The sequence below is a fragment of the Rudaea sp. genome, assembly GCF_036383415.1.
Classification (GTDB): domain Bacteria; phylum Pseudomonadota; class Gammaproteobacteria; order Xanthomonadales; family Rhodanobacteraceae; genus Rudaea.
This window is the reverse complement of record NZ_DASVOK010000491.1, coordinates 1-12,921: the sequence shown is the minus strand read 5'-3', so window position 1 is coordinate 12,921 and position 12,921 is coordinate 1. Positions and strand designations below refer to the sequence as shown.

The window sequence follows — 12,921 nt, the reverse complement described above, 5'->3', positions numbered from 1 at the left end:
GGCCATCGGCCGACGAGTTGGCTCACCTCGGTCGCCACGACCTCAAGCTGCGCGCCGGCAGCCAACAGCAAGGCGGCTTTTCGTTCCGCTACCGTACCGCCGCCGACGATCAGTACGCGGCGGCCGCTGAGGTCGGCAAAGACCGGAAACAGATTCATCGGCGTTCGAACAATTTCTCGAACGCCGATTCTGACACGGACCGCGGGCGATGGCCTCAGCGCGTGCCGCCCGAGGCGATCAGCTTCTCGCCGGTCAACCAGCTGGAGTCGTCGGAGGCGAGGAAGACCGCGATCTTGGCGATGTCGTCGGGCTGTCCGAGGCGGCCGAGCGGGGTTTGCGCGACCATCTGCTTTTCGAAGTCGCTGCCGATGATGCCCGCCGCGTGGGTACCCTCGGTTTCGACGCCGCCCGGGTTGATCGAGTTGACGCGGATATTCTTCGGCGCCAGCTCCTTCGACAGCACATGCGTGATCGTGTCGACCGCACCCTTGGTCGCCGCATAGACCGACGAACCCGGCAGGCCAAGCTGGCTCGCCACCGAGCTGATGTTGATGACGTTGCCACCCTCGGCGCCGAAGTGCTTCACCGCTTCGCGCGTCGCCTGCAGCAGGCCGAGCACGTTGATGTCGAACTGGCGGCGGAACAGCTCTTCGGTCACCTCTTCGAGCGGCGCGAACTGGTAGACGCCGGCGTTGTTCACGAGCACGTCGACCCGGCCGTAGGCCTTCTTCGTTTCCGCGAACAGCTTCTCGACGTCGGCCGCCTTGGCCACGTCGCCCTGCACGGCGACGGCCTTGCCGCCGGCCTTGATGATGTCCGCGACGACGCGGTCCGCGCCTTCGCGGCTCGCCGCGTAGTTGACCACGACCGCGGCGCCAGCCGCGGCCAGACTCTTCGCGATGCCCGCGCCGATGCCTTTGGAGGCGCCGGTGACTACCGCCACTTTGCCCTGCAACTTGCTCATATGCTTATCCCGTTGGAAGAATATCAATTAGATGATTATCTAATTGTCTAATCGATAAGGGGCGCCGAACGGGCTGTTTCAAGGGTGGGGGCGGGAAATTTTCGACGAGGCGCGGAATGCGAATCAGATCGCCGCAAGCCGGGCCAAGTAGGCGGCGAGGACGTCGCGGCGCAGGGTCAGGCGCACGAACTTGCCTTCGCGTGCGATTTCGATCAGGCCAGCGGTCTCCAGTTCCTTGATGTGGTGCGAGATCGTCGCCGCGCTGACCTTGTGTGACTCCTGCAGCGCGCTGCACGGCATCGAACCGTCGCAGTGGCCGATTTGGTGGAGTATCTCGACGCGGCGCGGTTCGGCCAGCGCGCGCGCTATACGCTCGAGCTGACGGTCGTCGATTTTGATTTTTGCCGCGGCCATGCGCCTAGGATGGGTGTGCAAGGATGTCGATGCAAGTCGTCTTGCGGCAACGCTCGTTGTTCCCGCGCAAACGAAACGGCCCGGCAAGCCGGGCCGTTTGTGTCAACACACGCGCACCGGTCTCAATGTGCGCCGTGCTGCTCCGCGGCCTTGAGCGCCACCTGGGTTTGCTCGCGCGATTCGAGCTTGTCGCCGAGCAGGCGACGCACGAACACGTAGAAGATCGGAATGAACAACAGGCCGATGAAGGTCGCGAACAGCATGCCACCGATCACGCCGGTACCGATCGCATGGCGCGAATTGGCGCCGGCGCCGGTCGAGATCGCGAGCGGAAACACACCGAGGATGAAGGCGAACGAGGTCATCAGGATCGGCCGCAGGCGCAGACGCGCGGCATCGATCACCGCAGCGCCGAGCGGACGGCCGCGGCGCTGCTCGTCGACGCAGAACTCGACGATCAGGATCGCGTTCTTCGCGGCAAGGCCGATGATCGTGAGGATGCCGATCTTGAAGTAAACATCGTTGGTCAATCCGCGACCCCAGGTCGCGAGCAGCGCACCGGTGATGCCGAGCGGCACGACGAGCAACACGGCGAACGGGATCGACCAGCTTTCGTACAGCGCGGCCAGGCACAGGAACACGACGAAGATCGACAGCGCATACAGCACCGGGGCTTGGTTGCCCGAGATGATTTCCTGCAGGCTCTGCCCGGTCCAGTCGAAGCCGAAGCCGGCCGGCAGGTCGTTCTTGACGATGCCCGCGATCGCGTCCATCGCCGCGCCCGAACTGCCGCCGGGCGCTTCGGCACCGACGATCTCGATCGCCTCGAAGCCGTTGTAGCGAGTCAGCGCCGGCGAGCCGAAGCTCCATTGCGTCTTCACCACGTTCGATATCGGAATCATCGCCGGCAGCGTGGTCGTGGTGCTCTGCGTCGCGCTCGGCACATAGAAATGGGTCAGCCCGTCGGTCGAGGCGCGGAACGGGGCGTCGGCCTGCATGTTCACGCGCAGCACGCGGCCGCCGTAGAAGAAATCGTTGGCGTAGACCGGAGCGAGCATCAGCTGGATGGACGTATAGACGTCCGAAAGCGACAGGCCCATCGACTGCGCCTGCACACGGTCGACCGACATCTTCAGTTGCGGCGTGCTCGGCAACACGTTCGGGCGCACGTTGGCGAGCAGATTCTTCTGCTCGGCCGCCTTGGCGAGCAAGGTGTTCTGCGCTTCGATCAGGGCCTCGTGGCCCCGTCCGGCGCGGTCCTGCAGATACAGGTCGAAGCCGCCGAATTGCGACAGACCGCGGATCGTCGGCAGGTTGACGACGAACACCATCGCGTCCTTGACGCCGCCGAACAGCTGGCCCTGGAACTTGCGGATCAGGTCCATTGCCGTGTGCGAGCGCTCGTTCCAATGCTTGAGCTTGGTGAACGCCATGCCGACGTTCTCGCCGGCACCGACGAAGCTGAAGCCCGAGATCGCGAACACATGTTCGACTTCGGGATCCTTGCGCAGCGTCTCGGAAATTTGGTCCATCACCTTGTTGGTGCTCTGGATGCCGGTGCCCGGGGGCAGTCCGGCGATGACGAGCGCGTAGCCTTGGTCCTCCTCGGGCACGAAACTCGTCGGCAGTATCTTGAACAGCAAGCCGCAGACAACACCGATGACGAGGAATACGCCCATCCATGTCGGCATGTGGCGGATCGCGCTGGTGATGTGGCCGACGTAGGTCCCGCGCACCCAGTTGAACACCTTGTCGAACGCGCGGAACGCGATGTTCTTCTTGCCTTGCTCATGCACCGGCTTGATCAGCGTCGCGCACAGCGCGGGGGTGAACGCGAGCGCGAGGAAGGCGGAGAACGCGGTCGACAGCGCGATCGTCAGCGCGAACTGCTTATAGATCACGCCGACCGAGCCGGACTGCAGCGCGCTCGGGATGAATACCGCCATCAACACGAGCGCGATCGCGACGACCGCACCGGAAATCTGGTCCATCGCCTTCTTCGTCGCCTCCTTCGGATCGAGGCCTTCCTCGGTCATGATGCGCTCGACGTTCTCGATGACGACGATCGCGTCGTCGACGACGATGCCGATCGCGAGCACCATGCCGAACAGGGTCAGCTGGTTGATCGAGAAGCCGACCATCCACATCGACAGGAAGCCGCCCATCAGCGCGACCGGAATCACGAGCGTGGCGATGATCGTCGCGCGGAAATTCTGCAGGAACATCAGCATGACGATGAAGACGAGGATGATCGCCTCGACCAAGGTCTGCACGACTTCCTCGATCGAGATCTTGATGAAGTCGGTCGTGTCGTAGGGCACGACATAGCTCACGCCGGGCGGGAAGATCGATTTCAGTTCCTCGAGCTTGGCGATGACCGCGTTGCGCACGGTCAGCGCGTTCGCATCGCCCGCGAGCTGCACGCCGAAACCGGCCACGCCCTTGCTGTCGAAGGTCGAACGCAAGCCGTAGGTAAACGGGCCGAGCTCGACACGGGCGACGTCGCCGAGGCGCACCGAGGTGCCATCGGCATTGGTGCGCAGGATGATGTTGCGGAACTCTTCCGGCGTCGTGAAGCGGCCCTCGGCGATCACGGGCGCGGTGAACGCACTGCCTGCGGGTGCCGGCTCCGAGCCGATCGAACCGGCCGCGACCTGCACGTTCTGCGCCTTGACTGCAGCGAGTGCCTGCGCCGCGGACAGGCTGTAGCCGTGCAGCTTGTCCGCATCGAGCCAGATGCGCATCGCGTATTCGGAACCGATCTGGCGCGTGCTGCCGACACCGGGAATGCGCGCGATCTGGTCGGAGATGCTCTGCGAGAGGAAATTGTTCAGCGCCGCCGAATCGTAGTTTCCGTCGTCGGAGACGAGCGAGAAGAACATGAGGAAGTCGGGATTCGTCTTCACCACGGTGATGCCCTGCTGGGTCACCTCGGAGGGCAGGCGCGGCGTCGCCAGCGAGACGCGGTTCTGCGTCTGCACTTGGGCGATGTCGGGATCGGTGCCGGGCTGGAACGTCAGCGTGATCGAGGCCGAGCCGTTCGCGCTCGAACTCGAACTGAAGTACATCAAATTGTCGATGCTGGTCAGCTGCTGCTCGATGACCTGGGTGACGGTTTTCTGCACCGTGTCCGCATCGGCGCCTTGGTAGTTCGCGCTGATCGCGACCTGGGTCGGCGCGATCGCGGGATACGAGGCGATGCTGAGATTGAGGATCGCGATGAGGCCGCCCATCGTGATCAGGATGGCGATGACCCAGGCAAAGATGGGGCGGTCGATGAAGAATCTGGGCATGGGAAATTCCTACGTACCTCGGGCTGTGCGCATCGTTGCGGCGTAGGCCGTGTGGCGAATCAGTGCTTGTCCGCCGGCGCTGCGGCTGCCTGCGCGGGCGCGCCCGCCGCGGCCGGCTGGTAAGGAGTCGCCTTGGCCGGCGCGCCGGGCTTCACCTTCAATACCCCGGAGACGACGATCTGGTCGCCGTCGGCAAGTCCGTCGGTGACGATCCACTCGCTGCCCTTGAGCGTGTCGGCCGTGATCCGCTTCTGCACGACCTTGCCGTCGCCACCGACGACCATCACGTAGGGGCCTTGCGAGTCGCGCTGCACGGCCGCCTGCGACACGCGCCATGCATGCGCAAGGTCGCCGAGAGTCAGACGCACGTTGACGTACTGGCCCGGCAACAGCCGGTGCTCGGCATTCGCCAGGGTCGCGCGCAGGGTGACCGCGCCGGTCGACGGATCGACCGCCGTGTCGGAAAAACTGAGTACGCCGGCGACACCGCTGGGAATGCCGCCCTGGCCGAGCAGCTCGACCTTCGCCTTGTCCTGATCGGCAAGCTGGACGCTGCCCTTGGCCGCGGCCTGGCGCAGCGCGTCGATCTGGCCGACCGCCTGGCTGAAATTCACGTAGATCGGATCAATCTGCTCGACCGTCGTGAGCAGGGTCGCCGCGCTCTCGCCGACCAACGCGCCTTCGGTCACCTGCTGCTGGCCCGAGCGGCCGGAAATCGGCGCGGTCACGTTGGCGTAGCCGAGATTGATCTTGGCCGTGGCCACGTTGGCCTGCGCCTGCTGCACGGAGGCCGCCGCAGTGCGCTCGGCAGCGATCGCGTTGTCGACGTCGCTCTTCGACAGCAGGCCCTTGGCGCCGACTGAACGGGCACGTTCGGCGGCGACATGATTGTTCGCATAGGTCGCCTGCGCCGCGGCGAGATTGGCCAGCTGCACGTTGAGCGCGGCGCGCAGCGGCGCGGGGTCGATTTCGAACATCGCCTGGCCTTCCTTGACGTCGCTGCCTTCGGTGTAGACGCGCTTGAGCAGCACACCGGCAACGCGCGCGCGCACGTCGGCGCTGCGCGTGGCGGACAGGCGCCCGACCAGATCCTGGGTCAATGGCACCATTTCGGCCTTGGCCGTGACCACGCCGACTTCGGGCGGCGGCGCAGTCTGTTGCTGCTGTTGCGACTTGCCGCAACCCGCGGCGAGGGCGATGGCTGCCGCGAGAACCAGGGGACGCACGGGGATCGGGAGCATGGGAGCCTCGTAACGAGTTGAACAGCAGGGGACCGGTAAAGAAGCTCGCGCAAATTCAGCCTGATGGCAAGCCCCACCAATGGGCCATTATTGTACCGTCGAGTATGTAAAGAATCATCGGTGGGACGGCATCGGCCGGAAGTCACGGCCGTGGCGAGCGCGCAATTCCTGCAAGCTCGGAACGGTCCTCAATGCCGATGGCCGCAGGCGAGATATTCGCGACTCTGCATTTCGATCAGGCGGCTTTCGGTGCGGGCGAATTCGAATTTCAGGCGGCGACCACGGTATAGCTCCGTAATCGGCGCCGCGGCCGAGAGCACGAGGTTGACGCCGCGGTCGTAGAACTCGTCGACGAGATTGACGAAGCGCCGCGCCGCGTCTTCGCTCGCGGAGAAGTCGACGAACTGCGGCACGTTCGAGACCAGCACGGTATGGAAACTCTTGCCGATCTCGATGTAGTCGGCGACCGCGCGCGGGCCTTCGCAGAGCGCGGCGAATTCGAACCAGATCGCGCCGTCGCTGGCGCGCTTGAGCGGAATGTCGCGGCCGTTGATCTCGATCGAGTCGGCCGCGGGCGGCGGTTCGGGCGCCATGCGCTCGAAGCAGTCTGCCAGCGCACGCCCGGCGGTTTCGCCCAGCGGCGTGAAATAGACGCCGGCCTGGGTCAACGCGCGCAGGCGGTAGTCCTGCTGCGCATCGAGGCTGACGATCTCGCAGTTCTTCTCGAGCAACTCGATCGCGGGCAGGAAGCGCTCGCGCTGCAGGCCGTCCTTGTACAACTGCTTCGGCACGATATTCGAGGTCGTGACCAGGGTGACGCCGCGCGCGAACAGGTGCTTGAGCAGATTGCCGAGGATCATCGCGTCGCCAATATCGGTGACGAAGAACTCGTCGAGGCAGAACACGCGTGCCTCGGCGGCGAAATGCGCGGCGACCGCGACGAGCGGATCCTCGTGGCCCTTGAGCCGGTTCAACTCGGCGTGCACTTCCTGCATGAAGCGATGGAAATGCCGGCGCAGCTTGGCCTCGAACGGCAGCGATTCGAAGAACAGGTCGACGAGAAAGGTCTTGCCGCGCCCGACCGAGCCGTACAAGTAGAGACCTCGCACCGGCGGGGTCGCACGCAGGCGCTGCCACCACTTGGTCTTTTCCGCGGCGATCAGTTCGGCCTGGATACGGTCGAAATGCGCGAGCACGGTGCGCTGCGCGGGATCGTCCTCCCAGCGTTTGTCGGCCACGCCTTGCGCGTAGAGCGCGCTCGGGGTGCTGGCTTTTTCCTTCCCCCTCCGGGAGAAGGTGCCGCGAAGCGGCGGATGAGGGTTCGGTTGTGGAACAACGTCGTCAGACATCCGGACCCTCACCCCAACCCCTCTCCTGACGGGAGAGGGGCTCAATCAGCGGCGGCAGATTCGTGCGCACGCGCTCCTGTACGATGCCGCGCAGCTCGATCAGCTTGCCGTGGAAGAAATGCCCGCTGTCCGCCACCTTGACCAGGTCGGGCGGCGGCGCGATCTGCGCGGCGAACGCGTACACCTCCTGCGGCGGCACGACGTCGTCGGCCTCGCCCTGCACGATCAGCCAAGGGCAGCTCGGCGGCGCGAGTTCGCCCGTGTGGAAGCGTTTGACCGCCGGCGCGACCGTGATCAGCTGTGCCGTCTCGCGCAGTGCTGCCACGCGCATCGCGACGTAGCCGCCGAACGAGAATCCGGCCATCCACAACGCGGCCTGTGGACGCACGCGTCGTGCCCAGTCGGCAACGGCGAGCGCGTCGTCGACCTCGCCGAGCGCGTGGTCGTATTCGCCTTCCGACTTGCCGACGCCGCGGAAGTTGAAGCGCAGCGTGGCGAGGCCGAGTTCGCGCAACGCGCGTTCGAGCGTGGTCACGACCTTGTTCGTCATCGTGCCGCCCTGGACCGGATTCGGGTGGCAGATCACCGCGACACCATTGCGCGCCGCGTCTGCCGGCGGCACGTCGGTCGCGACTTCGAGCACGCCGACCGAACCGGGGATGACGAAGGTCGCCGCAGTCTCGGGAAAATGCTCGGGCGCAAAGGGTGTGTTCATGGGGTTGCGAATGATAGCCGATGCCCGCATCGTCCCTGCATGAACCACCTCGCCCATGTCTTCCTCGCCGGCCCCGATCCGGACCTGCAACTCGGCGGCCTGCTCGCAGATTTCCACCGCGGCGCGCCCGACCCGGCGCGGCGCGATGGCGTGCGCGACGGCGTCGCGCTGCACCGGAAGATCGACGGCTATACCGACAGCCACATGGTCGTCGCGCGCCTGCGCGAGCTGTTCGAACCGCCGTTCCGCCGTTTTGCGGGCATCCTCATCGACATCTATTTCGACCATGTGCTTGCGCGACGCTGGAACGACTATGCACGCGACGAGACGATCGACGCCTTGTCCGAACAGGCACTGCACCTCGTCGACGAGAATCGTGACTGGCTGCCGCCCGAACTGCTGCGCTTCGCGACGTACATGCGCGCGAATGGACTATTCGGCGCTTATGCGCAGCGGGAGATGATCGAAAAGGTGTTGATCGGAGTCAGCAACCGCTTGCGCCATACCAATCCCCTGGCCGAAGCGGGGCCGGCGCTGTGGAAAAACGCGCGGCTGCTGGATGCCGGATTCGAGGAGTTTTTTCCCGATCTGATCGCTTTCACCAAGTCGTTTCACAACGACCGCAACGAAACCAATCGTCCCACCACTCGGCGTTGAGCGGCCCTGCCGCTCGAACGGCGAAAGTTATTGCTGCAGGCGCAGCCTGTCGGCAATAACCGTTATTTGACCTGAGTCAGCATCCACTCGACCGTGGCCTTGACCTGCGCATCGCTGAGCGACGGATTGCCGCCACGCGCAGGCATCACGCCCTTCTTGCCGGTAAAACCGTCGGTCGCATGTTTGACCAGCGTATCAAGACCCTCGGCCACGCGCGGCGCCCATTCGGCCTTGTCGGTGATCACCGGTGCGCCGGTCGCGGCGTTGGTGTGGCAGGTCTGACACAGGTTGCCAAAGATCGTCTTGCCGTCGGTCGTGCCGCCGTAGGCCACCTGCGATGCCGCGGCCTTGGCCGCTGCCGCCTGCGCTTCCGCGAGCGCGGCCTTGCCGGTGTCGCCGGCATAGACGCCACCGACGGGCGCGATGCGCTGCTGCACTTCCTCGACGTGCGAGGGATTGGTCGGCGGCGGATTCTTCGAATACAGGTACAACGCCAGCCCGATCAGCGCGAACATGACCACGACGAGAAAGCCGATCAGCTGCGAAAAGTGCTTGAGGAAGGTCCGGTCGGCGTCGGTAACGGGATTGGTCACGGGTCAGCACCTGTAGAAACCGGCCATGCGCGGCCGAGGGAAACGATCCGCACGGCGACGGGCCATGCGCAAGGCCGCAAAGTATAGCGGCGAGTCCCTTCGCGCGGAAGGCGGGCGGCTTCAGAGCCTGTTTTCAGGCCATCCCACCATTGACGCCAAGGATCTGCCCGTTGACGTAGCCGGCCGCGTCCGAGCACAGGAACGCGATCAGCGCAGCGACTTCTTCGGGCCGGCCGGCGCGTCCTGCCGGCACGAGCTGCCGGATTTGCGCCTCGTCGAACGCCGCCTCGGCGAGACGCCCCGCGATCACGCCCGGCGCAATGACATTTACCGTGACCCCGCGCGAAGCCATCTCGCGCGCCAGCGACTTGGCCGCGCCGTGCAGCGCCGACTTCGCCGCCGCGTAGTTGACCTGGCCGCGGTTGCCGAGCTGCGCCGCGACCGACGACACCGCAACGATGCGCCCGAACTTGGTCCGCGCCATCGGCAACAGCAGCGGCTGCGTCGCGTGGAAGAATCCGTGCAGCGACACGTCGATCACGCGATGCCACTGCGCATCGCTCATGCCCGCGAGCGGGGCATCGTCATGGATGCCGGCGTTGTGCACGAGAATGCAGATCGGCCCGGATTCGAGCATCAGATCGATCGCCGCGCGCGTCGCCGCAGCGTCGGCGATATCGAACGTCACCACTTCGCCAGCGCCGCCACCTTTGCGGATCTCATCGATCGCCGCCTGTGCGCGCGCCGGATTCGCGTGCGCCTGTGCGTAGACGAAACAACCCGCGTCGGCAAGCGCCGCGCAGATCGCCGCGCCGATGTCGCCGCTGGCGCCGGTGACGAGGGCGCGGCGTGGTGTTGCATCCGTAATTTTCTCCGTCATGCGGACATTCTTGCACAGCGCGGCACTGGCCAATTAGGCTGGCCACGAAGACCGATCGCGCACCGGCTGCCCGCAAGAGGAACCGTCATGTCCGCACCGATGTATTCCGTCCCGCTCGCGCACCGGCGCACGGAGAACCTGCATATCGTGTTCTGGCTGGTCAAGGACATTAGCTGGTGCCTGATGTGGCGCACGCTCGGCATGATCATGATAGCTCCGACCCTGGGCGCGGCGATTTTCATCACCTGGCGCGCGCGTCATCTGCGCGAGGACTTGGCGCACAACCTCGCCGTGGTGTTCTGGATCACCGCGAACGCGTGGTGGATGATCGCGGAGTTCTTCGAGTTCGACGAAGCCGCGCTGTGGCATGGCATCACCGGTCGACAGTTCGCGCTGATTCCGTTCTGCATCGGCGCGGGGATTCTGGCCTGGCATTATCTTGGGCGCCTCGTCGCTGCGCGCGCCGCCAGTCTCGACAACGCTTGATTCCGTCAAGGCGCGGCGTGGATCACCGCAGCACGGCCTTCGGCGAGCAAACGACCTTCGTGTTCAACGCGGAATTCGTATTGCCAGCTCGATCCTCCGTCGAGCAATTTCATCGCATGGACGTCGAGCGCCCCCGGTAAGTCGTCGATGCGTGCGACGTGGAGCTGCACACCGCGCAGCGACACGAGAAAGCCGGGCGCGGCAACTTTGCCTTGGCGCTGCGCTAACAGACCGCCGTGCACCGCCATCGCCTGTGCGCCGTATTCGCACAGATGCAGTGCACGCAGCAGGCCATCGCTGCGCAGCGGATTGTCGGCGCGCGTGTGCGAGATCGCGGTCAGATGGATGCGCTCGTCGTCCCAGTCAAGCACGCTATCGAGCAGACTCATCGCGCCGCGGTGCGGGATCAGCTGTTCCCATTGCGGCTTAACCATCATGCTGCGAATTCCTCGCCATGATCGTCGACAGGCAGAAATGGAACGCGACGCCCAGCGCCACGGTCAGCCCGATCGCGCGCAGCACGGGCACACTGGAAGTCGCGAGCAGGCCAAACACGAACACGGCGGAGATGACGCAGACCAACGTCGCGTGCAGGGTACGACGCGCCTCGGCCGGATCGTCGACGCGGCGCTCGAAGAACAGCGCGTAGTGCAGGCCGAGACCTGCGGCGAGGGTCAGCGCGACGAGATGGAACAGCGACAGCGAGACGCCGCCGGCGCGCAGCACCGCGAGCGCGAGCAGCGTGGCGAGCGACATCGGCGCGATCACGTGCCAGGCACGGCCGAGGTCGCGGAAGGCGACGGCGACGGCCGCGGCGAGCAGGATCAGCGCGACGAGAAGGGCGATGCCGATGCGCGAGCGGTAGTCGGCAACAAGCGATTCAGAAGCGCCTTTCAGATCGAGCAGGCGCACGCCGTCGCCGAGTTGCGCAGCCGCTTTCGCCAGTGCCGATGCATCGTGGACACCGCTCAGCGTGGCGAGGCCGAGCACATGGCCGTTGCGTTCGCTCAGCATCGTGCCAAGGCGCGCGCCGAGCATCGAAGCCGCGAAAGCTCTCGGCGTCAGCAGCGGCAATTCGCGCGCTTTTTCCACATCGTCGAGAAACGGCGAGAACAGGCCCGGTTCGAAATCGGTGCTCTTTTCCGCCTCGGCCAGCGCGGCCTGCAATGCGGCGCGATCGGGTAGCTTGGCCTGCCGCGCCTTTTGCGTGGCGAGACTCGGCAGATAGCGGCTCGGCAACTCGACGTCGTCGACGATCTTTGTGGAAGTCCACTTTTCCACTTGTGGAGAAATTCGTTCAGACAATGCGAGCACGCCATCGGTGCTCGCCGCGTCGAGCACGAGCAGATAGCGCACATCGGGCGAGCCGAGCGCGGCGCTCAGCTCACCCTGACGCTGCAGCAGCTTTGGCGGCACCGGCGTCAGCGCGGAGAGGTCGTTCTGCCACAGCGGCGTCGGTGCGAGGGCGATCGCGGCGCAGGCGAGCACGAGCAGAATCCACGGCAGCGCGCGCAGGCGCGGCGCGGAATCAAGTTTCAAACGCAGGCGCTCGAGCCACGCCGACTCGGCGACATCGTGGAAACGCGCCGGCAATACCGCGGGCAACAGATATCGCGTGACGAAACCGGCAATAATCAGGCCTACGATCGTGAACACGGCGAGCTGCTGCAAGCCGGCAACACCGGAAGCGAAGAACGCGAGGTAGGCAATGCAGGCCGAGGCGATCGCGAGGCGCAGCAACGGCCAGACGCCGAGCAGGCTGTCGCGCGCACTCGCTCCCGCGCGGCGATGGCTGAGCAGGCGCAGCGGATATTCCTGGGCGACGCCGAGCAGGGTGAAACCGAACGCGAGCGTGATGCCGTGGATCGGCCCGAACACGAGTGCGGTCGCGGCGATGCCGGCAAGCGCGCCGCTCGCGATCGGCAATGCCGCGCTGAGCAGGACGCCGGGATGGCGGTAGGCGATCAGCAGCAGCAACACGAATGCGGCGGTGCCGATCGCGCTGAGCCGCTCGGCTTCCGCGCGCGTGTTCGCGCTGACCAGCACGCTGAAATAACCGGAGCCGCTCAGGTCGAGACTGGCGCCGCCGCTGCCAGGCAAAGCGCGGAATTTCTCGCGCAACGCGTCGATCGCCGCGCCCTGCGCCGCCGGATCGAACGCGGGCGCCGCGGTTTCGACGAGCAGCAGCGCGCCGCCGTCGGGCCCCGCCCAAACACCGTCGCGCAGTTGCGGCGCCTTCGCCGGCGTCCAGCGCTGCGCGAGCTTGAGCATCTCCAGGGTCGGATCGCGCGCGAGCCACGGCTTGAGCATGCCCGCGGCGGGCGAGGCG

12 protein-coding genes and 1 pseudogene are annotated in these 12,921 nt (G+C 65.6%); 2 read left to right on the top strand and 11 right to left on the bottom strand.

All coding sequences use genetic code 11. From position 1 onward, the window contains the following. The 7 genes and pseudogenes from VF497_RS17850 to VF497_RS17820 all read right to left on the bottom strand — a co-directional run. Window positions 1–158: NAD(P)-dependent oxidoreductase (locus tag VF497_RS17850; RefSeq protein ID WP_330891292.1), on the bottom strand; the 158-nt coding region annotated here is incomplete at its 3' end. Window positions 159–214: 56 nt separating this feature from the next. Beyond that, entirely contained in the window at window positions 215–964 is a 750-nt protein-coding gene (locus VF497_RS17845; protein ID WP_330891290.1) for a glucose 1-dehydrogenase, read from the bottom strand. Between the two features lie 123 nt (window positions 965–1,087). Then, on the bottom strand, window positions 1,088–1,378 hold the full coding sequence (locus VF497_RS17840) for a helix-turn-helix domain-containing protein (protein WP_330891288.1): 291 nt from the start codon (window positions 1,376–1,378) through the stop codon (window positions 1,088–1,090). A gap of 122 nt (window positions 1,379–1,500) precedes the next feature. After that, window positions 1,501–4,671: a multidrug efflux RND transporter permease subunit gene (locus VF497_RS17835; RefSeq protein WP_330891286.1), complete on the bottom strand. Its 3,171-nt coding sequence runs from the start codon at window positions 4,669–4,671 to the stop codon at window positions 1,501–1,503. Window positions 4,672–4,730: 59 nt separating this feature from the next. Further along, window positions 4,731–5,912, bottom strand: a complete 1,182-nt coding sequence (locus tag VF497_RS17830) for an efflux RND transporter periplasmic adaptor subunit (RefSeq protein ID WP_330891284.1) — start codon at window positions 5,910–5,912, stop codon at window positions 4,731–4,733. 188 nt (window positions 5,913–6,100) lie between these two features. Then, window positions 6,101–7,177, bottom strand: a pseudogene (zapE, locus tag VF497_RS17825) (cell division protein ZapE); the annotation flags it as partial. A gap of 76 nt (window positions 7,178–7,253) precedes the next feature. Beyond that, window positions 7,254–7,976, bottom strand: a complete 723-nt coding sequence (locus tag VF497_RS17820; RefSeq protein ID WP_330891282.1) for an alpha/beta hydrolase — start codon at window positions 7,974–7,976, stop codon at window positions 7,254–7,256. A 39-nt stretch (window positions 7,977–8,015) separates the two neighbouring features. Here VF497_RS17820 and VF497_RS17815 point away from each other — a divergent pair, with 39 nt between their 5' ends. After that, on the top strand, window positions 8,016–8,633 hold the full coding sequence (locus VF497_RS17815) for an ACP phosphodiesterase (protein WP_330891278.1): 618 nt from the start codon (window positions 8,016–8,018) through the stop codon (window positions 8,631–8,633). Between the two features lie 62 nt (window positions 8,634–8,695). Here VF497_RS17815 and VF497_RS17810 read toward each other — a convergent pair whose 3' ends face one another. Both VF497_RS17810 and fabG read right to left on the bottom strand, forming a co-directional pair. After that, the gene (locus VF497_RS17810) at window positions 8,696–9,226 is read right to left on the bottom strand and encodes a c-type cytochrome (protein ID WP_330891276.1); all 531 of its coding nucleotides are present in this window, start codon (window positions 9,224–9,226) and stop codon (window positions 8,696–8,698) included. Between the two features lie 133 nt (window positions 9,227–9,359). Further along, entirely contained in the window at window positions 9,360–10,106 is a 747-nt protein-coding gene (fabG, locus tag VF497_RS17805) for a 3-oxoacyl-ACP reductase FabG (protein WP_330891274.1), read from the bottom strand. Window positions 10,107–10,193: 87 nt separating this feature from the next. Here fabG and VF497_RS17800 point away from each other — a divergent pair, with 87 nt between their 5' ends. Beyond that, window positions 10,194–10,592 (top strand): hypothetical protein, encoded by a 399-nt coding sequence (locus VF497_RS17800; protein WP_330891272.1) that lies wholly within the window; start codon window positions 10,194–10,196, stop codon window positions 10,590–10,592. 5 nt (window positions 10,593–10,597) lie between these two features. Here the strand turns inward: VF497_RS17800 and VF497_RS17795 are convergent, their stop codons facing one another. Then, the gene (locus tag VF497_RS17795) at window positions 10,598–11,029 is read right to left on the bottom strand and encodes a phosphotransferase (RefSeq protein ID WP_330891270.1); all 432 of its coding nucleotides are present in this window, start codon (window positions 11,027–11,029) and stop codon (window positions 10,598–10,600) included. Then, on the bottom strand, window positions 11,019–12,921 hold a 1,903-nt coding region (locus VF497_RS17790; protein WP_330891268.1), incomplete at its 5' end, for a xanthomonadin transporter. The genes VF497_RS17795 and VF497_RS17790, both read right to left, overlap by 11 nt.